We start from the raw sequence: 25882 nt of genomic DNA on the forward strand, positions 1-25882 counted from the left end.
GGTCCACCCGGTACCGGGTGGACCAGGCCACCTCTGGCTCCTTCGGTCCCGGTCGGGACGACCCCGGTGGGAAGCTGTCGGCAAGATCCTTGATGCCGGGGCGCCATCCATTGTTCCGTGTCCGTCAGGCGGACCTCGGCGGCGGGCGGCACCGGGTGCCGGATACGGTGGTGAGACCATGACTGCTGCGCAGACCCCCGAGGTCCCCACTCTCCTCGTCAAGATCTTCGGCAAGGACCGGCCGGGCATCACGGCCGGACTCTTCGACACCCTCGCCGCGTACTCCGTCGACGTGGTCGACATCGAGCAGGTCGTCACCCGGGGACGCCTGGTCCTGTGCGCGCTGGTGAGCCAGCCGCCGGCCGGCATCGAGGGTGATCTGCGGGCCACCGTGCACAGCTGGGCCGAGTCGATGAAGATGCAGGCGGAGATCATCTCGGGCCACGGTGACAACCGTCCGCGCGGCCTCGGACGCTCCCTGGTCACCGTCCTCGGCCATCCGCTCACCGCCGAGTCGACGGCCGCCATCGCCGCCCGGATCGCGAAGGCCGGCGGCAACATCGACCGTATCTTCCGGCTCGCCAAGTACCCCGTCACGGCGGTGGAGTTCGCGGTCTCCGGCGTGGAGACCGAGCCCCTGCGCACCGCGCTCGCCTCGGACGCCGGGGCGCTCGGTGTGGACATCGCGGTGGTCTCCGCGGGCCTGCACCGGCGCGCACAGCGTCTCGTGGTCATGGACGTGGACTCCACCCTGATCCAGGACGAGGTCATCGAGCTCTTCGCCGCCCACGCCGGCTGCGAGGACAAGGTCGCCGAGGTGACGGCCGCGGCGATGCGCGGCGAGCTGGACTTCGAGCAGTCGCTGCACGCCCGTGTCGCCCTGCTGGCCGGCCTCGACGCCTCCGTGGTCGAGAAGGTGCGCAACGAGATCCGGCTGACCCCCGGCGCCCGCACCCTGATCCGCACCCTGAAGCGGCTCGGCTACCAGGTCGGCGTCGTCTCCGGCGGCTTCACCCAGGTCACCGACGATCTCAAGGAACGCCTCGGCCTCGACTTCGCCCAGGCCAACACGCTGGAGATCGTCGACGGCAAGCTGACCGGCCGGGTCACCGGCGAGATCGTGGACCGCGCGGGCAAGGCGCGGCTGCTGCGCCGGTTCGCGGCGGAGGCCGGGGTGCCGCTGGTGCAGACGGTGGCGATCGGTGACGGCGCCAACGACCTCGACATGCTGAACGCGGCCGGTCTCGGCGTGGCCTTCAACGCCAAGCCCGTGGTGCGCGAGGCCGCGCACACGGCCGTGAACTTCCCCTTCCTCGACACGGTCCTCTACCTCCTCGGCATCACCCGCGAAGAGGTCGAGGCGGCCGACACCCACGACGAGAGCTGAGACACCCCCGCGGGGGTCACCGGGCTCCTGGCGCCCCGCACGCACGGACGCCGGGTCGATCCCCTGGCGTGGCGCACGCGCGGATGTGGGGGCCACGAGCGCCCGCTGCCCGGTAAAGGAGACAGGCCCGGTGGCCCGGCTCGCGGCGCCGGGCCTTCGTCATGTCGTCCGGGCCCGCGTCCATGCCCGGGTCCGGCGCTTCGGGGTCATCTCACTCCGACGGCGCCCAGTAATCCGTCAGTCTGGCCACGCCCGGCTCCAGGCCCTTCCAGGAACCCTCGAAGGAGAGCACCGCGAAGGCGGCGGCCGGGAAGCCGCGGCGGTTCATCCGGTCGCGGGCGTCCTCGTCGGCCGAGCCGGCCAGGATCTCGGCCAGGCCATGGACCCCCGGGTTGTGGCCGATCAGGATCAGGGTGCCCACGTCGTCCGGGACCTCGTTCAGCAGCGCGATCAGCTGGCCGGGGGAGGCTTCGTAGACCCGCTCCTCGTAGACGGTCTTCGGCCGGTGGTCCAGTTCGTGCACGGCGAGCTTCCAGGTCTCGCGGGTCCGGGTCGCGGTAGAGCACAGGGCCAGGTCGAAGCCGAGGCCGGCGTCGGTCAGTCTGCGCCCGGCGACGGCCGCGTCCATCCGGCCCCGCTCGGCGAGCGGGCGCTCATGGTCGGACACCTGGGGCCAGTCGGCTTTCGCATGCCGGAAAAGGGCGATCCTGCGGGGTTCTGCGACGCTCATGCGTCCCAGCTTCGCATGAAACAGGCCATGGGGCGCAGGGAGTTGACATGCGGATTCACCATGCGGGGCGGCTCCCGGTCAGCGCGTGAGCAGCAGCTGCGCGCGCTCGACGAGGTGGGCTATCGCCGGGTCCGCGTTCGCCGCGTGCGCGTCCGAGGGGTTCAGTATCAGCAGGAACAGGACACCGAAGGCGAGCACGGGCAGTGCGAGGGCCCACCAGGGCAGCCGCATGTCGACGCCGCCCGTGGTCGCCGGGTGGGTCCGGAAGTGGGTGCGGGCGGGCATGGTCGCCTCCGTGGCCCTTGAGCGGTTCGTGCGACCGCCCCCTGCGGTCACCACTCGAAGGTACGGAATCCCGGGCCGCCAACCCATCAGGTTTTCCACCCAGTTACCCCTGACCCTTACCCCCTAGGGGACAGGGGGGCCAGCACCACCATCCACCGGAAACACCTGGTGGGCGGGGCCTGGCCGGGCGGCGTCAGAGGCGCGCGGCGGGGGGCGTCACGGGGACGCGATGGTCGCGACGATGGCGATGATGACGAAGATCGCGAAGAAGGAGCCGAAGACGAGCAGCATCTTCTTCTGACCGTTTCGCGGATTCGGGTCGAGCACAGGCTGCATGCGCCCAGTCTCGCACCCCTCCCCCGGCGGCCGTGCGCGGGGGTCAGCGCGTCGCGGCCTCTTCCTCCACCGTGCGGTCGCGGCCCGCGAGGACGCCCACCACCATCTGGGGCACCATGAGGGCCGCCATCAGGGCGATCGGCAGCCCCCAGCCGCCGCTGTGCTGATAGAGCACGCCGACCAGCAGCGGGCCGGGAATGGAGATCAGATAGCCGGTGCTCTGCGCGAACGCGGACAGCTGGGCCACGCCGGGACCGCTGCGGGCCCGCATGCCGACCATGGTCAGCGCGAGCGGGAAGGCGCAGTTGGCGATGCCGAGCAGCAGCGCCCAGGCCCAGGCGCCGGCGGCCGGGGCGAGGTACAGACCGGCGTATCCGGCGAGCCCGCACACGCCCAGGACCAGCACGATCGGGCCCTGGTGGGGCAGCCGGGTGGCGATCCGCGGGATGACGAAGGCCAGCGGCACGCCCATCACCATCGTGACGGCGAGCAGCAGACCCGCGGTGCCGGCGGAGACGCCCGCGTCCCGGAAGATCTGCGGCATCCAGCCCATGGTGATGTAGGCGGCGGTGGCCTGGAGGCCGAAGAAGACGGCGAGCGCCCAGGCGGTACGGCTGCGGGTGATCCGCAGCGGCGGCTGCTCCTCGGCGGCCCGCGCCGAAACCGAAGCCGGTGTCTGCGCCTGTGTCTGTGCCTGTGCCTGTGCCTGTGCCTGTGCCTGTGCCTGTGCCGACCGCGCGGCGGGCACCGACCGCTCCCGGCCCTCCCGCACCAGCGGTATCCACGGCACCACCGCGGCCGCCGCGAGCACCGCCCACACCGCGAGCCCCAGCTTCCAGTTCCCGCCCAGGGCGTGGGTCATCGGGACTGTCACCGCCGCCGGCAGGGAGGTGCCGAGCGCGAGGACCATCGAGTACAGGCCGGTCATGGAGCCGACCCGGTCGGGGAACCAGCGCTTGACGATGACCGGCATCAGCACATTGCTGACGGCGATGCCCATCAGGGCGAGCGCGCTGGCGGCCAGGAATCCGGCGGTGCCGCCGGCGTACGGCCGTATCAGCAGGCCCGTGAAGATCGCGGCCATGCCGGCGCACACCACGGCGGCCGGTCCGAAGCGGCGGGCCAGGCGGGGTGCCATCACGCCGAAGACGGCGAAGCACAGCGGGGGCACGGAGGTGAGCAGTCCGGCCACGCTGCCGCTCATGCCGAGCCCGTCGCGGACCTCCTCCAGGAGGGCGCCGAGGCTGGTGATGGCCGGGCGGAGGTTGACGGCGGACAGCACGATGCCGGCGACCACCAGACGGGTCGCCCACGCGCGCGCGGGGCCCTTCTCCAGGGTCGTCGTCTCGGATGCGCCCACCGGGGCGGGCGTGTCGCGTTCGGTCGGTGACATCGCCGTACGAGTGTCCACTGCCCGGGTTTCCTCACTAGCCATGAGACCCATCATAGAATCATAGGATGATTGGTTGTCCATTCCAGGAACCACCGGAGCGTGCGTGCCCCGGTCTGTCGTGCGAAGGTGTGCCATGCCTCTGAGCCACCCGCGCCGTTCGGCCCTCTCCGAGCAGGTGATCGCCGAACTGCGCAACCAGATCGCCACCGGTGAGTGGCCGGTCGGCTCCCGTATCCCGACCGAGCCCGAGCTGGTCGAGCAGCTGGGAGTCGCCCGCAACACGATCCGCGAGGCCGTGCGCGCGCTCGCCCACAACGGACTGCTGGACATCCGGCAGGGCTCGGGCACCTATGTGGTGGCGACCAGCGAGCTGGCCGGCGTGATGCACCGCCGGTTCGCCGACGCGGACCCCCGGCACATCGCCGAGGTGCGCGCCACACTGGAGTCGGCCGCGGCCAAGCTCGCCGCCGAACGGCGCACCGAGAAGGACCTCAAGCAGCTGGACGCGCTGCTGCTGCGCCGCGAGGAGGCCTGGGAGAGCGGCGAGGCGGAGTCCTTCGTGACCGCGGACGCCACCTTCCACCTGGCCGTGGTGGGCGCCTCGCACAACGAGGTCATGACGGCGATGTACGCCGACCTGGGCGAGCTGCTGCGGGACGCGCTGCGCGCGGACGTCGGCGCCGAGCTGACGCCGGGGGCGCACATGGACCACACCCGCCTGGTGGACGCGATCCGCACGGGCGACACCGAGGCGGCGGCCAGGGAGGCGGCGAGCTACCCCTTCCAGTGCCGTCCGGGACGGCCCGGCACCGGCATCGGCTGACGGCCCGGTTCAGCGCACCTTCTGGTGGCTGATCCACGCCGAGCCGACCTCCTTCCAGCAGCGCCCGGTGAGCCGTACCGTCAGCGCGGGCCCGGCGTCCACCGGCGCGCTGTCGGTGTCGATGTCCCACCAGCGGGTGCACTCGATGTGCAGGCGTACCCGGTCGGTGTCGACATAGGGGTTGTGGCAGTAGGCGACCACATGGGAGCCGGTCACCGCGGTCCGGCAGGCGGCACCGAACAGGTCCGGCGCGGGCGGCCCCGCGCTCGCGTGCGCGTGCGGCGTCGCGTCGTACGGCAGGGCGAGTGCGAGGGCGGCGGCCAGGGTCAGCGGGGCCAGGCAGCGGGACAGGCGCACAAGGGGGACCTCCTCGGCCGGGCTGCGGAGGGATGCGCCGGATGAACGCGCGCCTCTTCAGGGTGCGTCGCGCGCGGGGTGGCCCGCCCGACCGGTGAGCCGAACGGGTGATGACGCCGGGCGGCACGGGGCGGGGCGGGTACGGCGAAGGCCCGCCCCCTGTGCGGGGTGCGGGCCTTCGCCGTACTGCCGTCCTGCGGGTTTACGCCGGGTGTGAGCGCTCAGGCGCCGATGGCGTGCAGACCGCCGTCCACGTGGATGATCTCGCCGGTGGTCTTCGGGAACCAGTCGCTGAGCAGGGCGACGATGCCCTTGCCGGCCGGCTCCGGGTCCTTCAGGTCCCACTCCAGCGGGGAGCGGCTGTCCCACACGGCGGCCAGGTCGCCGAAGCCCGGGATGGACTTGGCGGCCATGGAGCCGATCGGGCCCGCGGAGATGAGGTTGCAGCGGATGTTCTGCTTGCCCAGGTCACGCGCCATGTAGCGGTTGGTGGCCTCCAGGGCGGCCTTGGCCGGGCCCATCCAGTCGTACTGCGGCCAGGCGTACTGGGCGTCGAAGGTGAGGCCCACGACCGAGCCGCCGTTCTGCATCAGCGGCAGGCAGGCCATGGTGAGCGACTTCAGGGAGAACGCCGAGACATGCATGGCGGTGGCCACGGACTCGAACGGCGTGTTCAGGAAGTTGCCGCCGAGCGCGTCCTGCGGCGCGAAGCCGATGGAGTGCACGACGCCGTCCAGGCCGCCCAGCTCCTCGCCGACGAGGTCGGCCAGGCGCGCGAGGTGCTCCTCGTTGGTCACGTCCAGCTCGATGACCTTGGTCGGCTTCGGCAGCTTCTTGGCGATGCGCTCGGTCAGCGTGGGCCGCGGGAAGGCGGTCAGGATGATCTCGGCGCCCTGCTCCTGGGCCTGCTTCGCGGCGTGGAAGGCGATGGAGGACTCCATCAGCACACCGGTGATCAGGATGCGCTTGCCCTCGAGAATTCCACTCATGGTGATCAGTGACCCATTCCCAGTCCGCCGTCAACGGGGATGACGGCTCCAGTGATGTACGAGGCGTCGTCCGACGCGAGGAACCGGACCGCTGCGGCGATCTCCTCCGGCCGTGCGTAGCGGCCGAGCGGCACCTGCGACACGATGCCCTGGCGCTGCTCGTCGCTGAGCACCTTGGTCATGTCGGTGTCGACGAAACCGGGCGCGACGACGTTGAAGGTGATGTTGCGCGAGCCCAGCTCACGGGCGAGCGAGCGCGCGAAGCCCACCAGGGCGGCCTTGGAGGCGGCGTAGTTCGCCTGCCCCGCCGAGCCGAGCAGGCCGACCACGGAGGAGATCAGGACGACACGGCCCTTCTTGGCGCGCAGCATGCCGCGGTTGGCACGCTTGACGACGCGGAAGGTACCGGTGAGGTTGGTGTCGATGACCGAGGTGAAGTCCTCCTCGGACATGCGCATCAGGAGCTGGTCCTTGGTGATGCCGGCGTTGGCCACCAGCACCTCGACGGGACCGTGCTGGTCCTCGATCTCCTTGTAGGCCTGCTCCACCTGCTCGGGGTCGGTGATGTCGCACTTGACGGCCAGGAAGCCCGCCGGCGGCTCACCCGAGCGGTACGTGATCGCGACCTTGTCGCCGGCGTCGGCGAAAACGCGGGCGATGGCGAGGCCGATGCCCCGGTTTCCTCCGGTGACGAGAACCGAGCGGCTCAACGGATCACCCTTTCGATAGCGGTCTGCTAGAGGTCCGACAACCCGCCCGAACACCTGGATGGCAGGCGGCTTCATCGAAAACCTATCGGTACGGCCGCGTCCGTGGGCATTCGGGCACCGACAGTGGCGCGGGACCGTCACTGTCGGGTCCCTACATAATCGCGGGGTCCGGGTCCGAAAGGGGTGTGGTCCGTGGGGCCGCTCGCGCGCCATGATCGGAGCCCACAGGCCACGACAGCAGGGAGACCTCCGTGCCCCATTCCATCGACGAAGCCTTCACCGCGCTTCCGCTCAGGTCCCTCGCCGACGCCGCGCTCGCCCGCGCGCGCTCGCTCGGGGCCGAGCACGCGGACTTCCGCTTCGAGCGGGTGCGGAGCGCGGCCCTGCGGCTGCGCGACGCCCGGCCCTCGGGGTCCTCGGACACCACCGACCTCGGGTACGCGGTCCGGGTCGTGCACGGCGGTACGTGGGGCTTCGCCTCCGGGGTCGATCTGACCCTGGACGCGGCGGCCCGGGTCGCCTCCCAGGCGGTCGCCATGGCCAAGCTGTCCGCGCAGGTGATCAAGGCGGCCGGTTCCGACGAGCGGGTGGAGCTGGCGGACGAGCCGGTGCATGCCGACCGGACGTGGGTCTCGTCGTACGAGATCGATCCGTTCAGCGTGCCGGGCGAGGAGAAGGCGGCGCTGCTCGCGGACTGGAGCGCGCGGCTGCTGGCGGCGGACGGGGTGAGCCATGTGGACGCCTCGCTGCTCACCGTGCACGAGAACAAGTTCTACGCCGATACGGCCGGGACCGTCACCACCCAGCAGCGGGTGCGGCTGCATCCCGAGCTGACCGCGGTGTCGGTGGACGAGTCCAGCGGGGAGTTCGACTCCATGCGGACGCTGGCGCCGCCGGCCGGGCGCGGCTGGGAGTACCTGACCGGGACCGGCTGGGACTGGGACGGCGAACTGGCGCGGATTCCGGAGCTGCTGGCCGAGAAGATGCGGGCGCCGAGCGTGGAGCCGGGCCTGTACGACCTGGTGGTCGACCCCTCCAACCTGTGGCTGACGATCCACGAGTCCATCGGGCACGCCACCGAGCTGGACCGCGCGCTCGGCTACGAGGCCGCGTACGCCGGTACCTCCTTCGCCACCTTCGACCAGCTGGGCAAGCTCAGGTACGGCTCCGAGCTGATGAACGTCACCGGCGACCGCACCGCCGAGCACGGCCTGGCCACCATCGGGTACGACGACGAGGGCGTCGAGGCGCAGTCCTGGGACCTGGTGAAGGACGGCACGCTGGTCGGCTACCAGCTGGACCGCAGGATCGCCCGGCTGACCGGCTTCGAGCGGTCCAACGGGTGCGCGTACGCCGACTCCCCCGCCCATGTGCCGGTGCAGCGTATGGCCAACGTGTCGCTGCGCCCGGACCCCGCGGGGCTGGCCACCGAGGATCTGATCGGGGGCGTGGAGCGGGGCATCTACGTGGTCGGGGACCGCTCGTGGTCGATCGACATGCAGCGCTACAACTTCCAGTTCACCGGGCAGCGCTTCTTCCGGATCGAGAACGGGCGGCTCGCCGGGCAGCTCAAGGACGTCGCCTACCAGGCCACCACGACCGACTTCTGGGGTTCGATGGCGGCGGTCGGCGGCCCGGGGACGTACGTCCTGGGCGGCGCCTTCAACTGCGGCAAGGCCCAGCCGGGGCAGGTGGCCGCGGTGTCCCACGGGTGCCCCTCCGCGCTGTTCCGCGGCGTGAACATCCTGAACACCGCGAACGAGTCCGGCCGCGACTGAGAGGGGCTGCCGTCTCCCGGTCCGTGAGGGATGACCCTCCGGCCGGGGTCCGGTCCCCGGCGGGCCGTGCTCAGCGCGGTCCGACGCCCTCGGCGCGCAGTTCGTCCAGGGTGCGGTCGAGATTGCCGCGGGTCGCCTCGACGGCGGCGTCCGGGTCCCCGGCGGCGATCGCCTCGACCAGCGCGTGGTGCGCGCGGCCGATCGCGTGCTGTTCCTCCGCGCCGTGCAGGTCGGTGTCGGCCAGCAGCTGCCCGGCCGCCTCGCGCAGGGCGTCCACGAAGGAGTCGAAGAGCCGGACGAGCACCGGATTGCGCGCGGCCAGTACCACCCGGCGATGCAGGTCCAGGTCCGCCTCGATGAGCGCGTCCGGGTCGGCCGCCGCGTCGCGGGCGGCCAGGGCGGCCCGCAGCGCGGCCACGTCCTCGCGGGTGCGCCGCCGCGCGGCCAGTCGGCCCGCTTCCACCTCCAGCGCGGCGCGGACCTCGTACACGTCGAAGACCTCCGCGCGGCGCAGTTCGCGGTCGAACTGCGAGACGGGGGCGGCGGCGACGACGTAGGTGCCCGAGCCGTGCCGGGCGGCCAGCTGGCCGTCGGCGATCAGCGCCCGGACCGCCTCGCGCGAGGTGGTCCGGCCGACGCCGAGCAGCCGGCTCAGCTCCACCTCGCCCGGGAGCTTGGCCCCGACCGGCCACTCGCCCGTACCGATCAGGCGGCGGAGCTCGGCGACGGCCTCCTCGACCAACGAGCTGCGGCGTACCGGTCGGACAGTCATGGGACGACCCTACCGTCCACGGGACCGTGTCCCGGAGCCCCGCCCGGGCCGGGGAACACCGGGCGGGCCCCCGGCCCATGGGGCCACCGGCGGCGTGTGCGGCGCAGGACCGAGCCCCTCAGCCCGCCGGGTCTCCGACCGGCTCGGACACCGGATCGGACACTGCCGCCGTCGCCGTCGTGGGCAGTACGCGGTCGCGCAGGCGCAGGGCGCAGCCGAGTGCGATCAGCAGCACGCCGAGCACCAGCGCGAGGACGGTGCGCAGCCCCTGGGCGTCGGCCAGCCGGCCGAGCGCCGGCGCGGCCAGGGCGCCCACGGACATGGCGAGCCCGAGGGTCAGCCCGCCGGCGGTGCCGGGCCGGGTGGGCAGATAGTCCTGGGCCAGCGTCACCTGGGAGGCGAACGGCAGGAACATGGTCAGCCCGAACAGCGCCGCGGCCACCACGGCCACGCCCGCGGACGGGGCGAACACCAGCGCGGCCAGGGCGGGGACGGCCAGCAGATAGCCGGCGCGGATCGGCGTCGTCCGTCCGTACCGGTCGCCCAGCCAGCCGCCGAGCAGGGTGCCCGCCGCCCCGGACAGGGTGAGCAGGGTGAGCGCCGTGGCGCCGACGGCCGTCGAGGCGTTCAGGTCGCGGTGGATGTGCAGCGCGAGCATGGAGGTGACCGTCACGTACGGCACCGACCAGGCGACGGTGGCGGCGGCGAGGCGCCGGAAGGCCCGCCAGTCGTCCCGGTGCCCGCTCGCCACTGCGCCCCGCCCGGCCGACGGGACCGCCAGGACGTGTCCCCGGCGCCGCAGCCAGGGTCCTTGCACGGCCCAGAGCGCGGCGGCCACCAGAGCGGGTACGGCCAGCAGCCAGCTGCCCGCCAGGCCGAACGAGCCGACCACGAGGGTGACCAGCGCCGGTGCCAGCGAGGCGCCCAGCGTGCCGCCGACCGAGAACAGGCTCATCGCCCGCTGGGACTGCCCGCCCGCGGCCCGGGCCTGGTTGGTGGCGGGCGGGTGGTAGGCCGCGATGCCGATCCCGGCCAGGGCGACGCAGAGCCAGGTGACCGCGTAACTGCCGGCCAGCCCGGCGCAGGCGAGCCCGCCCGCGGCGGTGAGGAAGCCGCCGGGGACGAGCCAGCCGCGGTGGCGGCGGTCCACCAGCAGGCCGAAGAGCGGCTGGGCGAGGCTGGACAGGCCGCCGGCCGCGAGCGCGATGCCCGAGACGGCGGTGTAGCTGTAGTGCCGTTCGGCCGTCAGGAAGGGCAGCAGCGCCGGGACCGCGCCCTGGTACAGGTCGTTGACGACATGGGTGCCGGTCAGGAAGACCAGCTGACCGCGCTTCATCGCGCCGTCCGCTCGGGCCGCGCCGCCACCGGCCGGACGGCGTGGCGGGGCCAGGGCCTGGCCTGTTCCAGCTGGGCGCCGAGGGAGAGCAGGACGCCCTCCTCGTGGAGCCGGCCGGTCAGCATCACACCGATCGGCAGTCCGTCCGGCGTCCGGTGCAGCGGCAGGCTGATCGACGGCTGTCCGGTGAGGTTCGCCAGGGGGGTGCGCGGGGTGTGGGCGAGCATCCGCAGGAAGGTGCGCTCCGGGTCGTCGGGGTCGGTCAAGGAGCCGATCGGCAGCGGTGGTTGGTCCGTGGTGGGGCTCAGTACGGTGTCGAAGTCCGCGTAGCGGTGGCAGAGGGCGCGGGCGGTGGCCGACAGCGAGGCCATCGCCGTGTACAGCCGTACCGCGTCGTGCTCGCGGCCCCGGTCGCGCAGCCAGCGGGTGAGGGGCAGCAGCCGTGCCTCCCGCGCGGGAGGCACCGGCACCGCGGCCGCCAGCACGCTCCACAGCACGGAGAAGTCCGCCAGGTACTCGGCGGGGTCGTACGGCGGGGCGTCCGTCACCTGGTGGCCGAGTCCGGCGAGCAGATCGGCGGTACGGCGGCAGGCCAGTGCCGCCTCGGGGTGCTGGCCCTCGGTCCGGGGCAGCACCCCGATCCGCAGGGGTCCGGGCGCCCGTCCGGCGCAGGCCCGGAAGTACCCGGCGGGCGGGGCGGGCAGGGCGGCGGCGTCGCCCGGGGTGCTGACGGCCATCACGTCCAGCAGCAGGGCGGTGTCCGCCACCGTCCTGGCCAGTGGCCCGGCGGTGGCGAGGCCCAGCGCGTCCGTCGCGGGGGCGGGCGAGACCCGTCCCCGGCTCGGCTTGAGACCGACCACCCCGCAGGCCGCGGCCGGGATCCGGACCGAGCCGCCGCCGTCGCTGCCCAGGGCGCCGGCGGCCAGTCCCGCGGCCACCGAGGCGGCCGCTCCGCCGCTGGAGCCGCCGGCCCCGCGGGTGAGGTCGTACGGGCTGCGGGCGGTGGCGAACACCGTCTCGGTGTAGGAGGAGCAGCCGAACTCGGCGGCGGTGGTGGTGCCCAGCAGCACGGCGCCGGCCGCCCGCAGGGTGCCCACGACGGCGGCGTCCGCCGGGGCCGTCCGGTCGTCGAAGGCGGCCGAGCCCGCCGTGAAGGGCAGTCCCGCGACCGGCCAGGTGTCCTTCACCGACAGCGGCACCCCGAGCAGCGGCGGCAGTCCCTCATCGTCGCGCGCGGCGGCCAGCCGGGCCTCGACGGCGGCGGCGGCCCGCCGGGCGCCGGGCGGGTCGACGGTGCGATAGGCGCCCAGCGCGCCGTTCGACTCCTCGATGCGGCGCAGGTGGTGGTCGACCAGCTCGGTGGGCGACACGGTACGGCCGCGGATCGCCGCGGCCTGTTCGGTGAGCGTCAGGTCATGGAGTTCTGTCATGGTCACCCCTAAGTCCTCATGTCCTCAGGTCCTCTGAGGACTTCACCGTAAGAGTCAACCGGGTCAGAAAGCAAGGCAAGCCTTACCGGACCTCGACGGCGGCCGGAGCAGCGGGCCCGGCGCGCATAACGGCCCTCGCCCCCGCGGTCGGTGGGTACTCTCTGCACGGATCCACCGCCCCACGGTTGCCCTTTTGCCCTGTGCCGGGGCGCCCCGTCTTGAACACCACGCAGGAGGCCGGTCGATGAGCGCCCGTAGCAACAAGCCGCACGAGATCGTCGAACAGGCCCTCGCGCTGTCCCGGGCGGACGGGTGCCTCGTCATCGCCGACGAGACGTCCACCGCCAATCTGCGCTGGGCGGGCAACGCGCTCACCACGAACGGGGTGACCCGGGGCCGGAGCCTCACGGTGATCGCGACCGTGGACGGGCAGCGGGGCACCGCCTCCGGTGTCGTCTCCCGGTCGGCGGTGACGGCCGACGAGCTGGAGCCGCTGGTGCGGGCCGCCGAGGCCGCCGCGCGCGGGGCGGGCCCCGCCGAGGACGCGCGGCCGCTGGTCACGGACGTGGCCGCAGCCCCCGGCTTCACGGACGCGCCCGCCGAGACCTCCTCCGCGGTGTTCGCCGACTTCGCCCCGGCGCTCGGCGACGCCTTCGCCCGCGCCCGGGCCGGCGGCCGGGAGCTGTACGGCTTCGCCAGCCACGAGATGGTCTCGACCTACCTGGGCACCTCCACCGGGCTGCGGCTGCGGCACGACCAGCCGACCGGCACCCTGGAGCTGAACGCCAAGTCGCCGGACCGCACCCGCTCCGCGTGGGCGGGGCGCTCCACCCGGGACTTCAAGGACGTCGACCCGGCCGCCCTGGACGCCGAGCTGGCCGTGCGCCTGGACTGGGCGAAGCGGCGCGTGGAGCTGCCCGCGGGCCGCTACGAGACGCTGCTGCCGCCGACCGCGGTGGCGGACCTGCTCATCTACCAGCTGTGGTCGGCCTCGGGCCGGGACGCGGCGGAGGGCCGTACGGTCTTCTCCAGGCCGGGCGGCGGCACCCGGATCGGCGAGCGGCTCTCCGAGCTGCCGCTGACCCTGCGCAGCGACCCGGACGAGCCCGGCCTGGAGTGCGCGCCCTTCGTGATCGCCCACTCCTCGAACGGCGACCGGTCGGTGTTCGACAACGGTCTCGCGGCGCCGGCCACCGACTGGATCGAGCGGGGCACCCTGCGGAACCTGACGACGACCCGGCACAGCGCCGCCCTGACCGGGCTGCCGGTCACCCCGGCCGCGGACAATCTGATCCTGGACGGCGGCGACCGCTCCCTGGACGAGATGGTCGCGGCCACCGAGCACGGGCTGCTGCTGACCTGCCTGTGGTACATCCGCGAGGTCGACCCGGCGACGCTGCTGCTCACCGGCCTGACCCGGGACGGCGTCTATCTGGTGGAGGGCGGCGAGGTGACCGGGCAGGTGAACAACTTCCGGTTCAACGAGTCGCCGGTGGACCTGCTGCGGCGGACGACCGAGGCGGGTCGCACGGAGCAGACGCTGCCGCGTGAATGGGGCGACTGGTTCACCAGGGCCGCGATGCCGCCGCTGCGGGTCCCCGATTTCAACATGAGTTCTGTCAGCCAGGGCGTATAACCTCGTAGTCGGCTGTCACCCGACCGCCGAGGATCATCGAGGAGACACGAGAACCGTGACGGACATCGTCGACGAACTGAAGTGGCGCGGGCTCATCGCCCTCTCCACGGACGAGGACGCATTGCGCAAGGCGTTCGCGGACGGTCCCGTCACGTTCTATTGCGGCTTCGACCCGACCGCGCCCAGTCTGCACCTCGGCAATCTCGTGCAGATCCTGACGATGCGCCGCATCCAGCAGGCGGGCCACCGCCCGCTGGGCCTGGTCGGGGGCGCGACCGGTCTGATCGGCGACCCGAAGCCGACCGCCGAGCGCACGCTGAACGCGCCGGAGACCGTCGCCGAGTGGGTGGAGCGGCTGCGCGGCCAGATCGCGCCGCTGCTGGACTTCGACGGTCCGAACGCCGCGGTGATGGTCAACAACCTGGACTGGACCCAGGGCCTGTCGGCCATCGAGTTCCTGCGCGACATCGGCAAGCACTTCCGGGTCAACAAGATGATCGCCAAGGAGGCCGTCTCCCGGCGGCTGAACTCCGACGCGGGCATCAGCTACACCGAGTTCAGCTACCAGATCCTCCAGGGCATGGACTTCCTGGAGCTGTACCGGCGGTACGGCTGCACGCTCCAGACCGGTGGCAGCGACCAGTGGGGCAACCTCACCTCCGGCACCGACCTGATCCACCGGGTCGAGCCGGACGCCGTGGTGCACGCGCTGGGCACGCCGCTGATCACCAAGGCGGACGGCACGAAGTTCGGCAAGACCGAGTCCGGCACGGTCTGGCTCGACCCCGAGATGACCACGCCGTACGCGTTCTACCAGTTCTGGATCAACGCGGACGACCGTGATGTCGCCAAGTTCCTGCGCATCTTCAGCTTCAGGTCCCATGAGGAGATCGAGGAGCTGGAGCGGCTGACCGAGGAGCGGCCGCAGGCGCGGGCGGCGCAGCGGGCGCTCGCCGAGGAGCTGACCACGCTGGTGCACGGGGCGGAGCAGACGGCCGCGGTGATCGCCGCGTCGAAGGCGCTGTTCGGGCAGGGCGAGCTGGCGGAGCTGGACGGCAGGACGCTGGCGTCGGCCCTGTCCGAGGTGCCGCACATCCAGGTCGCCGAGCTGGGGTCCGTGGTGGATCTTTTCGCCGAGGTGGGCCTGGTCGCGAGCAAGTCCGCGGCGCGCAGGACCGTGAAGGAGGGGGGCGCCTACGTGAACAACGTCAAGGTGACCGCCGAGGACGCGGTGGCCTCGCCGGCGGATCTGCTGGACGGGCGGTGGCTGGTGCTGCGGCGCGGGAAGCGGAATCTGGCGGCGGTGGAGGTCGTCGCCGGGTAGCGCTGTGCGGGGCGCCCGCCGGGGCGCCCCGCACAGAAGTACTCAGATCCGCTGGCGTTGCTTCCTCTTGCCCAGCGTCGCCATGTAGAGCGAGTCGACCACGGCGACGATGATGATCGCGGCCACCAGCTGGAAGATATGACGGCTCCAGTCGATGCCCCGGGTCTCGCGGACGTTCAGCGCGGCGGCGATCGCGTTGCCCGCGATGGCGCCCAGGATGCCGCAGAGGGTGGTCAGCCAGAGGGGGCTGTGCTGCTTGCCCGGGATGACCGCCTTGGCGATCACACCCAGTACGAACCCCACGATGATCGCCCACAACCAGCCCATGGCTGCCTCCTCGTCCGGATCGACGTGAGCTTTACGGTCAGTGTCGGTCGGGACACCCTGGGGCGCATGTCGGGTTCGGCCGTACGGCCGAGGCGTTGCCGCAGGCAGCGGGCGACCCGGTCTCGTCGGCCGGGCGGGCGCGGCGTACCGTAGGACGCGTGAAGGCGACGCGGAAGCAGCACGGCGACGGCGGCCAGGTGTTCCGGATCACCGGCGCCCGGACCGGTCTCGCCGAGGACGTGCGCGGACGGCAGCGGCGGTACGTCATCTCGATGGCGATCCGCACGGTGGCGGTGATCCTCGCGGCCACGCTGTGGAATGTCGAACGGCCCTTCGCCGTCGTGGCGTTGGTGGCCGGCGCGATCCTGCCCTATATCGCCGTGGTGGTCGCGAACGCGGGCCGTGAGCGGCCGCCCTCGCTGCCCTCGACGTTCGTCACCGCGCCGATGCGCCCGGTGATCGGGGCGCCGCGCGGCGAGGACGAGCAGCCCCCGCGTGAGCAGGGCTGACGCGAAGAAAGCGGACGCCGGTCGCATTTCATGCTCAAGAAAAGCTCAGAATCAATCACGCAGTTCCGGTGCCGGGCGACGGGTCGGCCGTGACATACTGCGTAAGCGCTCCGCATCCCCCGTCGGAGCGACGGACCGACGCCGGGCAGCTCCCCCCGTGGCTGCTCGGCGTCGCCTCGTTCTGCACCCGATCTGGTGAGCCGAAGCTGTGAGTGACGAGACCCCCATCTGCTCCGCCAAGGGCTGCCGCGCCGCCGCCGTGTGGGTGCTGGCCTGGAACAACCCGAAGATCCACACGCCGGAGCGGCGCAAGACCTGGCTCGCCTGCGAGGAGCACCGCGAGCATCTGTCGAAGTTCCTGGGCGCGCGGGGGTTCCTGAAGGACGTCGTCCGGTTCGACGAGTGGGAGCAGAGCGGGAGTTGAGGCCCCCGCTCAGCCGCCGATCGCCGACATCGGGCGGTCCGGCTGGACGAAGGACGGGTCGTCCAGGCCCGCGCCCGCCTTCTTGCCCCACATCGCCACCCGCCACAGCCGGGCGATCTCCTCGTCGGGCGCGCCCGAGCGCAGGGCGCCGCGCAGGTCGGTCTCCTCGGTGGCGAACAGACAGGTGCGTATCTGGCCGTCGGCGGTCAGCCGGGTACGGTCGCAGGCCGCGCAGAACGGGCGGGTGACCGAGGCGATCACCCCGACCCGGTACGGGCCGCCGTCCACCAGCCAGCGCTCCGCCGGTGCCGAGCCGCGCTCGCCCGCGTCCTCGGGGGTGAGGTCGAAGCGGGTGCGCAGGGAGGCGAGGATGTCACCGGCGGTGACCATGCCCTCGCGCTTCCAGCCGTGCTGCGGGTCCAGCGGCATCTGCTCGATGAACCGCAGCTCATAGTCGTGTTCGACGGCCCAGGCCAGCAGGTCGGGAGCCTCGTCCTCATTGAGCCCCGGCATCAGCACGCTGTTGACCTTGACGGGCGTGAGATCGGCCGCGCGGGCGGCGAGGAGTCCTTCGAGGACGTCCTTGTGGCGGTCGCGGCGGGTGAGGGTCTTGAAGACATCGGGGCGCAGGGTGTCCAGGGAGACATTGACCCGGTCCAGGCCCGCCGCCTTCAGGGCGGCGGCGGTGCGGCCGAGGCCGATGCCGTTGGTGGTGAGGGACATCCGCGGGCGCGGGCCGAGGGCGGCGACGCGCTCGACGATGCCGACCAGGCCGGGGCGCAGCAGGGGCTCGCCGCCCGTGAAGCGGACCTCCTCGACGCCGAGCAGGCGCACCGCGATGTCGATGAGGCGGACGATCTCGTCGTCCGTGAGCAGTTCGGGCTTCGCCAGCCACTGCAAGCCCTCCTCGGGCATGCAGTACGTACAGCGCAGATTGCACCGGTCGGTCAGCGAGACCCTCAGGTCGGTGGCCACGCGGCCGTACGTGTCGATGAGCACGTGGGCCCCCTCCCTCGATCATCGGTGTTTTTTCCGTGTCATCTGCGAGCCTACGTGACACCACTGACAGGAGCACCGGCCCGATCGAACGAGGTGTCCGGCGGCCGCGTCGTAGGACCGTACAGCTCTGAGAGCCGCCGGCCCCGGCGACGCGGTCCGCGGTACGACGGCCGTACGAGCGTCAGTGCGCGCCCGTCCCGGTCAGGGAGCGCACCTCCAGTTCCGCGTACTTGCCGGCGTCCGGCGCCTCCTTCGACAGCAGAGTGCCCACGGCGCCGAGCAGGAATCCCACGGGGATGGAGACGATCCCGGGATTCTCCAGCGGGAACCAGTGGAAGTCGGCGCCGGGGAACATCGAGGCCGGGCCGCCGGAGACCACCGGGGAGAACAGCACGAGGCCGACCGCGGTGACCAGGCCGCCGTAGATCGACCACAGGGCGCCGGCGGTGGTGAAGCGCTTCCAGAAGAGGCTGTAGAGGATCGTCGGCAGGTTCGCGGAGGCGGCGACGGCGAAGGCGAGCGCCACCAGGCCCGCCACGTTGAGGTCGCGGGCCAGGGCGCCGAGGACGATGGAGACCGCGCCGATGCCGACGGTCGCCCAGCGGGCCGCGCCCAGTTCCTGCTTCTCGGTGGCCTGCCCCCTCTTGATGACGTTCGCGTAGATGTCGTGCGCGAAGGAGGAGGACGAGGCGAGGGTGAGGCCGGCGACGACGGCGAGGATGGTGGCGAAGGCGACGGCGGAGATGGTGGCGAGCAGGACGGCGCCCCAGGTGGAGCCGGTCCCGCCGAGGTGCAGGGCGAGGAGCGGGGCCGCGGTGTTGCCCGCCTTGTTGGAGGCGGTGATCTCGGCCGGTTCGATCAGCGCGGCGGCGCCGAAGCCGAGGGCGAGGGTCATCAGGTAGAAGACGCCGATCAGGCCGATCGCCCAGAGCACCGACTTACGGGCGGCCTTCGCGGTGGGCACCGTGTAGAAGCGGATCAGGATGTGCGGCAGGCCCGCGGTGCCGAGGACCAGGGCGAGGCCGAGGGAGAGGAAGTCCAGCTTGGTGGTGCCGGTGGCGCCGTACTTCAGGCCGGGCTGGAGGAACGACGCGCCCTTGCCGCTGTTCTCGGCGGCCCGGCCGAGCAGGTCCGAGACGTCGAAGTGGAACTTCATGAGGACCAGGAAGGTCAGCAGGACGGCGCCGGCCATCAGCAGCACCGCCTTGACCATCTGGACCCAGGTGGTGCCCTTCATGCCGCCGATGGTCACGTAGACGATCATCAGGACGCCGACCAGGGCGACGATGCCGATCTTGCCCAGGTCGCTGGTGATGCCGAGCAGCAGGGAGACCAGGACGCCGGCGCCGGCCATCTGGGCGAGCAGATAGAAGATCGACACCACGATGGTGGAGGCTCCGGCGGCCGTGCGCACGGGGCGCTGGCGCATCCGGTAGGCGAGCACGTCGCCCATCGTGTAGCGGCCGGAGTTGCGCAGCGGCTCGGCGACCAGGAGCAGTGCGACGAGCCAGGCGACCAGGAAGCCGATGGAGTAGAGGAAGCCGTCGTAGCCGAAGAGGGCGATGGCGCCGGCGATGCCGAGGAAGGACGCGGCGGACATGTAGTCGCCGGAGACGGCGAGGCCGTTCTGGAAGCCGGTGAACTGCCGTCCGCCCGCGTAGAAGTCGGCGGCGCCCTTGGTCTGCCGGCCGGCCCATACGGTGATCACGAGGGTGGCGGCGACGAAGACGGCGAACAGGGTGACGATCAGTGTCCGGTGCTCGCTCGCCTCGCCGGCGGCCAGCAGAGCGGGGTGGGTCGCGGGGCTCATTCGGCGCTCTCCATGCGGGACTTGATGGCCGCTGCCTTCGGGTCGAGCTCGGTCGCGGCGTGCCGGGCGTACCACCAGGCGATCAGGAAGGTGGTGAGGAACTGGGCGAGTCCGAGGACCAGGGCGACATTGAGGTTGCCCACGACCTTGGTGCCCATGAACCCGTCGGCGTAGCTGGAGAGCAGCACGTACAGCAGGTACCAGGCGATGAAGGCGATGGTCAGCGGGAAGGCGAACGAGCGGTGTGCGCGGCGCAGTTCGGCGAAGTCCGCGCTCTGCTGCACCTGTGTGAACTCCTCGGCGGTGGGAAGGGTGGTCCCCGGTGTGGCGGGGGGCGGTGTCTCGGTGGCCACGGGTTCTCCTCGCGGGTGCGGTCGGGCAGGGCGGCCGGGGCTCGATGGTGCTAGCGCTCCCCGCCCAGGTCCACGGCGCCACGCGAAGACCGATTCAAGTGCTATGAGTTCTTTCGCAAGCGATCTGATTGAGTCATTGCCAAGTCATTGCCGGTCACGGAGACGACGGGATACGTTCCGCCTGCACCACTCGCCATGCACCTGCCCGAGCACCGATCCGTGTCTCGGGCAGGCTTCGTATCGGGATGAAGTGGAGAACCCATGGCTCATCTGCGCACCGGACGCCGGACGTCGCTCGCCGTGCCGGCCGTGCTCTCGCTGACCGCCTCGCTCGGCTTCCTGCCCGGGGCTGCCGCCGCGGCGCCCGGCCCGGCCACCGCGGCGACGACGGCCTCGGCGGGAGCCTCGGCCGGGGCGACCTCGAAGGGGCCAGGACCCGATCTGTCGTACCTGGTCAACACCCGCACGGACCACCGGACGCTCGCCTCGGTGCGCCGGGAGATCGGGCGCAACGGCGGCACCCTGGTGGTGGGTTACGACCGGATCGGCGTTCTCGTCGCGCACTCCGCGAACCCGGACTTCGCCCGGCTGATGCGCGCGGTGCCCGGGGTGGCCTCGGCCGGTGTCACCCGGCACACCCCGCTGGCCGCCGCGTCCACCGCGGACATGGGCACGCCGCAGGTGCTGGGCGGCGCGCAGGCGGCCGCGGCCCGGGCGGCGGCGACCGGGGACCAGGACCCGCTGGAGCCGTTGCAGTGGGACCTGCCCGCCATCAAGGCGGACAAGGCGCACGAGAAGACGCTGGGCAGCCGGGACGTCACGGTCGGGGTCATCGACACCGGCGTGGACGACACCCACCCGGACATCGCGCCCAACTTCGACCGCGCGGCCTCCGTCAACTGTGTGTCGGGCAAGCCGGACACGGCCGACGGCGCCTGGCGGCCCAGTGCCTCGGAGAGCCCGCACGGCACTCATGTGGCGGGCGAGATCGCGGCCGCGAAGAACGGCGTCGGCATGACGGGGGTGGCGCCGGGCGTGAAGGTGGCCGGCATCAAGGTGGCGAACCCGGACGGGTACTTCTACGCCGAGTCCGTGGTCTGCGGCTTCGTCTGGGCGGCCGAGCACCACGTGGACGTGACCAACAACAGCTATTTCACCGACCCCTGGTACTTCAACTGCACCACCGACCCGGACCAGAGGGCGCTGGTGGACGCCGTCGACCGGGCCTCGCGGTACGCGGAGAGGCGGGGCACGGTCAACATCGCGGCGGCGGGCAACGAGAGCTACGACCTGGCCGCCGGCTCGATCACCGACCCGCAGTCGCCCAACGACGGCACCGCGTCGGACCGGGTGATCGATCCGCGCCGCTGCTTCGACATCCCGACCCAGCTGCCCGGCGTCGTCACGGTCTCCGCGACCGGCGCCAAGGGGCTCAAGTCGTCGTACTCCAACTACGGCCGGGGCGTCATCGACATCGCGGCGCCCGGCGGTGACTCGACGGTCTACCAGACGCCGGCGCCCCCGGCGACCAGCGGCCTCATCCTGGGCACCCTGCCGGGCGGCAAGTGGGGCTACATGGCGGGGACGTCCATGGCGACCCCGCATGTGGCCGGGGTTGCCGCATTGATCAAGTCAACCCATCCGCATGCGTCCGCCGCGCTGGTCACGGCGCTCCTGTACGCGGAGGCCGACGCCACGCCGTGCACGGACCCGTACGACATCAACGGCGACGGCAAGGTCGACGCGGTGTGCCAGGGTCCGGCGAACCGCAACGGTTTCTACGGCCGGGGTATGGCGGACGCCCTCGCCGCAGTGACCTATTAGCGCCCCCGTACGGGCGGGTGGCACGGGGAAATCCGGCCACCCGCCCGTACGGCATGATCCAGCCATGAACTCCTCCGAGGATCCGGCGGCTTGGGAGCCGCCGCCCGTCCGGCCCCGGGGACGGCTCGCCGCGCGCTTCGTGGCGAGCCTTCTCTATGTGCCGCTCCATGTGCTGCTGTGTCTCGCGATCCTGGGTGTGCTCGTGGTCTGGGGCGCGGTGATGGACGTCGTCACGGCGTTCAGCGAGCGGGCCGAGAAGGCCGCCGACCGGCAGGGCGACCTGCTGACGGCCCCGACGGCGTGGCCCTCCTGGTGCGTGGGGCTGCGCGAGCTGCGCCATGAGGGGGACGCCGGCTACTACCGCGCACACGTCGACAGGGCGATCGCCCGCCGCACCGCACAGGTCTCCCGGTCCCGGCCGACAGCGCCGCCGAACTGGCGGATACCACTGCGCGACTACCGGGGCGCGGGTGCCCGGTACGTCGCGGAGCGCGCGCTCGCCCAGGGCTGGCAGCTGCGGCCTTCCGATGTCCGTAAAGAGGTGCACCTTTACTGGTCGACAGCGAGTCCATACAAGAGTTGATCGAATCAATAATGCATAGTGCAGTCATGACGGATATCGCGTTCGCATGGACTGCGCTGGGCGGCGACCCCGCCCTGCTCTCCCGGGTGACGACGGCCGAGCGGCCCGGCACCCTCGCGGCCCGCCTTCCCGTACGACGGCTCGCGCGTGCCTGCGTCGGCGCGTGCGCCCTGGCCGCCGCCGAACTCGGGGCCCGCCGGACCGGGCGCGCCGAGGTGCCCGGGGTCCGGGTCGACGACGGTGCCGTGGCGGCGGCGTTCCACAGCGAGCGGCTGCTGCGGGTGGACGGGCGGGCGCCGCTCTCCTTCGCACCCCTGTCGCGGTTCTGGCGCACGGCCGACGGCTGGGTGCGCACACACGCCAACTACCCGCACCACCGGGCCCGGTTGCTCGACGCGCTGGGCCTGCCCGCGGACGCCGCGCCCGCGACCGTGGCCGCCCTGCTCGCCGGACGCACCGCCCTTGGGACCGAGGAGACGGTGCACGCCGCCGGCGGCCTCGCGGTGGCCCTGCGCACCCCGCGCGAGTGGCGGGCGACCGAACAGGCCGCCCTGGTGGCCGCCCGCCCCCTGGTGGAACGCGCGACGCTCGGTACGGCCCCCGTGCGCGCGCTGCCGCCCCTCGATGCGGCCGCCGCCCCGCTGCTGCCCGCCGCCGGAGTGCGCGTCCTGGACCTGACCCGGGTCCTGGCGGGCCCGGTCGCCACCCGCACCCTCGCCCTGCTGGGTGCGGACGTGCTGCGCCTGGACGCGCCCTGGCTGCCCGAACTCCCCGACCAGCACGCCGAAACGGGCCTCGGCAAGCGCTCCGCGACCCTGGACCTGGCCACGCGCCGGGACGCCTTCGAGGAGCTGCTGGCCGAAGCGGACGTCGTGGTCACCGGCTACCGGCCGGGCGCGCTGGACCGCTTCGGCCTCTCCCCCGAGGCGCTCGCGGAGCGGCACCCCGCGCTGGTGGTGGCGCAGGTGTCGGCGTGGGGCGCGTACGGGCCCTGGGGCGGGCGGCGCGGCTTCGACAGCCTGGTGCAGGCCGCCACCGGTATCGCGGTGACCGAGGGTTCGGCGCGGGAACCCGGCGCGCTGCCCGCGCAGGCCCTGGACCACGGCACCGGCTATCTGCTGGCGGCGGCCGTCCTGCGGGCGCTGACCGAGCGGTCGCGGGACGGCGCGGGCCGTGCGGTCCGGCTGGCGCTGGCCCGCACGGCGCACTGGCTGACGGACGGGATGCCGTACGACGACGGCCCGGAGGCGGCCGGGACCCCGCGGGCGGACGAGGGCGCTCACGTCCCCCAGAGCGCCTGGCTCACCGAGGCCGACGGTCCCCTCGGCCGGCTGCGGTACGCCCTGTCCCCGGTGAACTTCGCGGGCGGGCCCGCGGATTGGGCCCGCCCGCCGACGCCATGGGGTTCGGACCGGGCCGCCTGGGCATGAGCCCGGTCACCTCGGAACGAGCGCCCCGGGTCACACGCCGACCGCCCCCAGCAGGCTGCCCGCCGCGTACGTGACCGCCATCGCCAGCGCCCCGCCGCCCACATTGCGCAGCACCGCCCGCCGGGGGGCGGCGGCGCCGAGGCGGGCGCCGGCCCAGCCGGTGAGGACGAGCGCGGCGAGCACGGAGAGCACGGTGACCGGCAGCCGCCAGCCGGCCGGGGGCAGCACGATGGCCAGCAGCGGCAGCAGCGCGCCCACGGTGAAGGCCAGGAAACTCGCCCAGGCCGCGTGCCACGGATTGGTCAGCTCGTCGGGGTTGATGCCCAGCTCCACACTGGCGTGGGCGCGCAGCGCGTCCCGCTCGGTGAGCTGCTCGGCGGCCTCCCTGGCCACCTCCTCGGACAGCCCGCGCGCCTGGAGCATCTGGGTCAGCTCACGCAGTTCGGCCGCGGGCTGCTCGCGCAGTTCCCGCTTCTCCACGGCCAGGGCGGCGAGCTCGGAGTCGCGCTGGGTGGAGACGGAGACGTACTCGCCCGCCGCCATGGACATCGATCCGGCGAGCAGCCCGGCGAGGCCCGCGGTGAGCAGCGCGGCACGGCTCCCGGTCGCACCGGCCACGCCGACGACGAGGCCCGCGGTGGAGACGATGCCGTCGTTCGCGCCCAGCACGGCGGCGCGCAGCCAGTTCAGCCGCGAGCCGAGCGCGCCGCCGTGGTTCTCCTCGTGCTTGGGTTCCGTCACAGCAGCGAGGATCGCACTCCGGGCGGGCCCGCACCGCTCCGACGCTCCACGGAGCGACAACAGGCCCGGGGGAAAGGGCCGTTCGGCGCGGACGGGGGCCGCGCCGGCAGCCAGGCGGACCAGCCCGGGGGGACCTGTGGGGCGGAGATGTCGGTCGCGGCCCGTATCCTCAATGACCATGCTCGAAGACCGTGCGACCGCAGTGTCCTCCGCCACCCAGTGGCCGACCGCGTATCCCCAGGGATACGCGGTCGTTGACGTGGAGACCACCGGCCTGGCCCGGCACGACCGGATCATCTCCGCCGCCGTCTACCGGCTGGACGCGCGCGGCGAGGTCGAGGACCACTGGTACACCCTCGTCAACCCGGAGCGCGATCCGGGACCCGTGTGGATACACGGTCTGACGAGCGAGGTGCTTCAGGGCGCGCCGCTGTTCGCGGACATCGCCGAGGAGTTCGCGGCCCGCCTGGACGGCCGGGTGCTGGTCGCACACAACGCGGTCTTCGACTGGCAGATGATCGCGCGGGAGTACGCGCGCGCCGAGCGCCAGGCACCGGTGCGCCAGCGGCTGTGCACCATCGCGCTGTCGAAGGAGCTGGGGCTGCCGCTGCCCAACCACAAGCTGGAGTCGCTCGCCGCGCACTTCGGTGTGGTGCAGCAGCGGGCGCACCACGCGCTGGACGACGCGCGGGTGCTCGCGGAGGCGTTCCGGCCCAGTCTGCGGGCCGCGGCGGCGGGCGGCGTACGGCTGCCGCTGCTGGAGTGCCGCTCGCTGACGGAGTGGTCGGACGCGCCGGTGCCCCGGCAGTCCGCCCCCGGCTACGGCGGCTACCGCGCGGGCAGTTGGCGCCCCTCACGCAAAAGGCCCGCATGCCCCTATCCCAACCCGGGCCGCTATGAAGACGGCAAACCTCTCAAACAGGGCATGCGGGTGGCGTTCTCCGGTGACACCTCCACCGAGCGTGAGCTGCTGGAGGACCGGGCGACCGAGTGCGGGCTGCATGTGGCGTCCAGCATCTCCCGGCTGACCAGCCTGCTGGTGACCAACGACCCCGGCTCGGGCACCTCCAAGGTGGTCAAGGCCCGGCAGTTCGGCACACCGGTCGTGGACGAGGCCGCCTTCGGACAGCTGCTGCGGGATGTCGAGCCCGCGGACGAGTGAGTCCGGCGCCGTCGAGGCGGGGCGCGGACTCACGGACAGGTGGACGCGGACCTCACGGACGGGTGATCGTACGAAAGAGTGATTGACGCACGACTCACCCGGCGTCCTCTCGCCCCGACCCGTGCGACGGATCACCCTGTGGCACATGGCGAGATGCGAAGTGTGCGGCAATGACTACGGAATGACCTTCGAGGTCCACGCCCAGGGCGCGGTCCATGTCTTCGACTGCTTCTCCTGTGCGATCCATCGCATGGCCCCGATCTGCGAGCACTGCCGGGTCCAGGTCATCGGACAGGGCGTGGAGGTGGACGGCCACTGGTACTGCGGCGCGCACTGCGCCCGCGCGGAGGGCCGTACGGGGGTCGTCGACCGGGTGTGACCGGCCGGCCCGGCGCCACCGGGAGTGACCCGGTACCCGCCTGAATGCACCCCGC

At 72.6% G+C, this 25882-nt stretch carries 27 protein-coding genes; 12 read left to right on the forward strand and 15 right to left on the reverse strand.

All coding sequences use genetic code 11. The annotated features are described in order from the left end of the window. The first annotated feature begins 178 nt into the window (after positions 1–178). Positions 179–1387 carry a phosphoserine phosphatase SerB gene (gene serB / locus CCN72_RS08425; RefSeq protein WP_085564090.1) on the forward strand — a complete coding sequence of 403 codons (1209 nt, stop codon included), beginning with the start codon at positions 179–181 and terminating at the stop codon, positions 1385–1387. A gap of 211 nt (positions 1388–1598) precedes the next feature. Here serB and CCN72_RS08430 read toward each other — a convergent pair whose 3' ends face one another. The 4 genes from CCN72_RS08430 to CCN72_RS08445 all read right to left on the reverse strand — a co-directional run bounded on the left by CCN72_RS08430 (position 1599) and on the right by CCN72_RS08445 (position 4173). Next, positions 1599–2117: a SixA phosphatase family protein gene (locus CCN72_RS08430; RefSeq protein ID WP_086806965.1), complete on the reverse strand. Its 519-nt coding sequence runs from the start codon at positions 2115–2117 to the stop codon at positions 1599–1601. A 78-nt stretch (positions 2118–2195) separates the two neighbouring features. Next, positions 2196–2402 (reverse strand): hypothetical protein, encoded by a 207-nt coding sequence (locus CCN72_RS08435; RefSeq protein WP_085564092.1) that lies wholly within the window; start codon positions 2400–2402, stop codon positions 2196–2198. A 216-nt stretch (positions 2403–2618) separates the two neighbouring features. Further along, a complete protein-coding gene (locus CCN72_RS41370; protein WP_086806966.1) occupies positions 2619–2738 on the reverse strand; it encodes an SGM_5486 family transporter-associated protein in 120 nt (39 codons plus the stop codon). A 43-nt stretch (positions 2739–2781) separates the two neighbouring features. Continuing rightward, positions 2782–4173: a CynX/NimT family MFS transporter gene (locus tag CCN72_RS08445; protein ID WP_425276130.1), complete on the reverse strand. Its 1392-nt coding sequence runs from the start codon at positions 4171–4173 to the stop codon at positions 2782–2784. Positions 4174–4264: 91 nt separating this feature from the next. Between CCN72_RS08445 and CCN72_RS08450 the strand changes: the two genes are divergently transcribed. Further along, on the forward strand, positions 4265–4954 hold the full coding sequence (locus CCN72_RS08450; RefSeq protein WP_085564093.1) for a FadR/GntR family transcriptional regulator: 690 nt from the start codon (positions 4265–4267) through the stop codon (positions 4952–4954). A 9-nt stretch (positions 4955–4963) separates the two neighbouring features. Here the strand turns inward: CCN72_RS08450 and CCN72_RS08455 are convergent, their stop codons facing one another. From CCN72_RS08455 to fabG, 3 genes are all read right to left on the reverse strand, one after another. After that, on the reverse strand, positions 4964–5311 hold the full coding sequence (locus tag CCN72_RS08455; protein WP_086806968.1) for a hypothetical protein: 348 nt from the start codon (positions 5309–5311) through the stop codon (positions 4964–4966). 221 nt (positions 5312–5532) lie between these two features. Continuing rightward, a complete protein-coding gene (gene fabI, locus CCN72_RS08460; RefSeq protein ID WP_037656619.1) occupies positions 5533–6300 on the reverse strand; it encodes an enoyl-ACP reductase FabI in 768 nt (255 codons plus the stop codon). Between the two features lie 5 nt (positions 6301–6305). Continuing rightward, a complete protein-coding gene (gene fabG, locus CCN72_RS08465) occupies positions 6306–7010 on the reverse strand; it encodes a 3-oxoacyl-[acyl-carrier-protein] reductase (RefSeq protein WP_037656620.1) in 705 nt (234 codons plus the stop codon). 251 nt (positions 7011–7261) lie between these two features. Here fabG and CCN72_RS08470 point away from each other — a divergent pair, with 251 nt between their 5' ends. Further along, entirely contained in the window at positions 7262–8788 is a 1527-nt protein-coding gene (locus tag CCN72_RS08470; protein WP_086806969.1) for a TldD/PmbA family protein, read from the forward strand. A 70-nt stretch (positions 8789–8858) separates the two neighbouring features. Here CCN72_RS08470 and CCN72_RS08475 read toward each other — a convergent pair whose 3' ends face one another. The 3 genes from CCN72_RS08475 to CCN72_RS08485 all read right to left on the reverse strand — a co-directional run bounded on the left by CCN72_RS08475 (position 8859) and on the right by CCN72_RS08485 (position 12326). Then, positions 8859–9560: a FadR/GntR family transcriptional regulator gene (locus tag CCN72_RS08475; protein ID WP_085564096.1), complete on the reverse strand. Its 702-nt coding sequence runs from the start codon at positions 9558–9560 to the stop codon at positions 8859–8861. 118 nt (positions 9561–9678) lie between these two features. Next, positions 9679–10896, reverse strand: a complete 1218-nt coding sequence (locus CCN72_RS08480; RefSeq protein WP_086806970.1) for an MFS transporter — start codon at positions 10894–10896, stop codon at positions 9679–9681. After that, a complete protein-coding gene (locus CCN72_RS08485) occupies positions 10893–12326 on the reverse strand; it encodes an amidase (RefSeq protein WP_086806994.1) in 1434 nt (477 codons plus the stop codon). Before CCN72_RS08485 ends, CCN72_RS08480 begins: the two co-directional genes overlap by 4 nt. A gap of 244 nt (positions 12327–12570) precedes the next feature. Here CCN72_RS08485 and CCN72_RS08490 point away from each other — a divergent pair, with 244 nt between their 5' ends. Together CCN72_RS08490 and tyrS are read left to right on the forward strand one after the other, a co-directional pair. Further along, positions 12571–13962 carry a metallopeptidase TldD-related protein gene (locus CCN72_RS08490; protein ID WP_086806971.1) on the forward strand — a complete coding sequence of 464 codons (1392 nt, stop codon included), beginning with the start codon at positions 12571–12573 and terminating at the stop codon, positions 13960–13962. A 55-nt stretch (positions 13963–14017) separates the two neighbouring features. Next, positions 14018–15286, forward strand: coding sequence for a tyrosine--tRNA ligase (gene tyrS / locus CCN72_RS08495; RefSeq protein WP_086806972.1), 1269 nt, complete (start codon positions 14018–14020; stop codon positions 15284–15286). Between the two features lie 42 nt (positions 15287–15328). On the opposite strand, the gene CCN72_RS08500 is transcribed toward tyrS, so the two are convergent. Continuing rightward, positions 15329–15613: a GlsB/YeaQ/YmgE family stress response membrane protein gene (locus CCN72_RS08500; RefSeq protein ID WP_037656627.1), complete on the reverse strand. Its 285-nt coding sequence runs from the start codon at positions 15611–15613 to the stop codon at positions 15329–15331. A gap of 158 nt (positions 15614–15771) precedes the next feature. Between CCN72_RS08500 and CCN72_RS08505 the strand changes: the two genes are divergently transcribed. Further along, the gene (locus tag CCN72_RS08505) at positions 15772–16122 is read left to right on the forward strand and encodes a DUF3099 domain-containing protein (protein WP_086806973.1); all 351 of its coding nucleotides are present in this window, start codon (positions 15772–15774) and stop codon (positions 16120–16122) included. A 208-nt stretch (positions 16123–16330) separates the two neighbouring features. Then, positions 16331–16546 (forward strand): hypothetical protein, encoded by a 216-nt coding sequence (locus tag CCN72_RS08510; RefSeq protein ID WP_086806974.1) that lies wholly within the window; start codon positions 16331–16333, stop codon positions 16544–16546. A 9-nt stretch (positions 16547–16555) separates the two neighbouring features. On the opposite strand, the gene moaA is transcribed toward CCN72_RS08510, so the two are convergent. The 3 genes from moaA to CCN72_RS08525 all read right to left on the reverse strand — a co-directional run bounded on the left by moaA (position 16556) and on the right by CCN72_RS08525 (position 19708). Continuing rightward, positions 16556–17545, reverse strand: a complete 990-nt coding sequence (gene moaA, locus CCN72_RS08515; protein ID WP_086806975.1) for a GTP 3',8-cyclase MoaA — start codon at positions 17543–17545, stop codon at positions 16556–16558. 181 nt (positions 17546–17726) lie between these two features. Next, positions 17727–19355: a solute symporter family protein gene (locus CCN72_RS08520; protein ID WP_086806976.1), complete on the reverse strand. Its 1629-nt coding sequence runs from the start codon at positions 19353–19355 to the stop codon at positions 17727–17729. Then, positions 19352–19708 (reverse strand): DUF485 domain-containing protein, encoded by a 357-nt coding sequence (locus CCN72_RS08525; protein WP_086806977.1) that lies wholly within the window; start codon positions 19706–19708, stop codon positions 19352–19354. Before CCN72_RS08525 ends, CCN72_RS08520 begins: the two co-directional genes overlap by 4 nt. A gap of 261 nt (positions 19709–19969) precedes the next feature. On the opposite strand from CCN72_RS08525, the gene CCN72_RS08530 reads away from it, so the two are divergent. From CCN72_RS08530 to CCN72_RS08540, 3 genes are all read left to right on the forward strand, one after another. Next, entirely contained in the window at positions 19970–21532 is a 1563-nt protein-coding gene (locus CCN72_RS08530) for a S8 family peptidase (RefSeq protein WP_086806978.1), read from the forward strand. Between the two features lie 64 nt (positions 21533–21596). After that, a complete protein-coding gene (locus CCN72_RS08535; protein WP_086806979.1) occupies positions 21597–22115 on the forward strand; it encodes a hypothetical protein in 519 nt (172 codons plus the stop codon). Between the two features lie 26 nt (positions 22116–22141). Beyond that, a complete protein-coding gene (locus CCN72_RS08540; RefSeq protein ID WP_086806980.1) occupies positions 22142–23545 on the forward strand; it encodes a CoA transferase in 1404 nt (467 codons plus the stop codon). 30 nt (positions 23546–23575) lie between these two features. On the opposite strand, the gene CCN72_RS08545 is transcribed toward CCN72_RS08540, so the two are convergent. Next, the gene (locus CCN72_RS08545) at positions 23576–24286 is read right to left on the reverse strand and encodes a VIT1/CCC1 transporter family protein (RefSeq protein ID WP_086806981.1); all 711 of its coding nucleotides are present in this window, start codon (positions 24284–24286) and stop codon (positions 23576–23578) included. A 178-nt stretch (positions 24287–24464) separates the two neighbouring features. Here CCN72_RS08545 and CCN72_RS08550 point away from each other — a divergent pair, with 178 nt between their 5' ends. Both CCN72_RS08550 and CCN72_RS08555 read left to right on the forward strand, forming a co-directional pair. Further along, positions 24465–25448 (forward strand): DEDDh family exonuclease, encoded by a 984-nt coding sequence (locus tag CCN72_RS08550; RefSeq protein WP_086806995.1) that lies wholly within the window; start codon positions 24465–24467, stop codon positions 25446–25448. Positions 25449–25593: 145 nt separating this feature from the next. After that, complete coding sequence (locus CCN72_RS08555) at positions 25594–25827, forward strand: hypothetical protein (RefSeq protein ID WP_078967409.1); 234 nt, start codon at positions 25594–25596, stop codon at positions 25825–25827. The last annotated feature ends 55 nt before the right edge of the window (positions 25828–25882 follow it).

The sequence above is a fragment of the Streptomyces murinus genome, assembly GCF_002154555.1.
Lineage (GTDB): Bacteria > Actinomycetota > Actinomycetes > Streptomycetales > Streptomycetaceae > Streptomyces > Streptomyces murinus.

Excerpts from the sequence above, each read along its gene's own strand:
- CCN72_RS08500 (WP_037656627.1), bottom strand. The coding sequence starts at position 15,613 with ATGGGCTGGTTGTGGGCGATCATCGTGGGGTTCGTACTGGGTGTGATC.
- CCN72_RS08435 (WP_085564092.1), bottom strand. The coding sequence starts at position 2,402 with ATGCCCGCCCGCACCCACTTCCGGACCCACCCGGCGACCACGGGCGGC.
- fabI (WP_037656619.1), bottom strand. The coding sequence starts at position 6,300 with ATGAGTGGAATTCTCGAGGGCAAGCGCATCCTGATCACCGGTGTGCTG.
- CCN72_RS08535 (WP_086806979.1), top strand. The coding sequence starts at position 21,597 with ATGAACTCCTCCGAGGATCCGGCGGCTTGGGAGCCGCCGCCCGTCCGG.
- CCN72_RS08540 (WP_086806980.1), top strand. The coding sequence starts at position 22,142 with ATGACGGATATCGCGTTCGCATGGACTGCGCTGGGCGGCGACCCCGCC.
- CCN72_RS08555 (WP_078967409.1), top strand. The coding sequence starts at position 25,594 with ATGGCGAGATGCGAAGTGTGCGGCAATGACTACGGAATGACCTTCGAG.
- CCN72_RS08480 (WP_086806970.1), bottom strand. The coding sequence starts at position 10,896 with ATGAAGCGCGGTCAGCTGGTCTTCCTGACCGGCACCCATGTCGTCAAC.
- CCN72_RS08445 (WP_425276130.1), bottom strand. The coding sequence starts at position 4,173 with ATGGCTAGTGAGGAAACCCGGGCAGTGGACACTCGTACGGCGATGTCA.
- CCN72_RS08430 (WP_086806965.1), bottom strand. The coding sequence starts at position 2,117 with ATGAGCGTCGCAGAACCCCGCAGGATCGCCCTTTTCCGGCATGCGAAA.
- CCN72_RS08475 (WP_085564096.1), bottom strand. The coding sequence starts at position 9,560 with ATGACTGTCCGACCGGTACGCCGCAGCTCGTTGGTCGAGGAGGCCGTC.
- CCN72_RS41370 (WP_086806966.1), bottom strand. The coding sequence starts at position 2,738 with ATGCAGCCTGTGCTCGACCCGAATCCGCGAAACGGTCAGAAGAAGATG.
- serB (WP_085564090.1), top strand. The coding sequence starts at position 179 with ATGACTGCTGCGCAGACCCCCGAGGTCCCCACTCTCCTCGTCAAGATC.
- CCN72_RS08530 (WP_086806978.1), top strand. The coding sequence starts at position 19,970 with ATGGCTCATCTGCGCACCGGACGCCGGACGTCGCTCGCCGTGCCGGCC.
- CCN72_RS08550 (WP_086806995.1), top strand. The coding sequence starts at position 24,465 with ATGCTCGAAGACCGTGCGACCGCAGTGTCCTCCGCCACCCAGTGGCCG.
- CCN72_RS08450 (WP_085564093.1), top strand. The coding sequence starts at position 4,265 with ATGCCTCTGAGCCACCCGCGCCGTTCGGCCCTCTCCGAGCAGGTGATC.
- CCN72_RS08520 (WP_086806976.1), bottom strand. The coding sequence starts at position 19,355 with ATGAGCCCCGCGACCCACCCCGCTCTGCTGGCCGCCGGCGAGGCGAGC.
- CCN72_RS08490 (WP_086806971.1), top strand. The coding sequence starts at position 12,571 with ATGAGCGCCCGTAGCAACAAGCCGCACGAGATCGTCGAACAGGCCCTC.
- CCN72_RS08485 (WP_086806994.1), bottom strand. The coding sequence starts at position 12,326 with ATGACAGAACTCCATGACCTGACGCTCACCGAACAGGCCGCGGCGATC.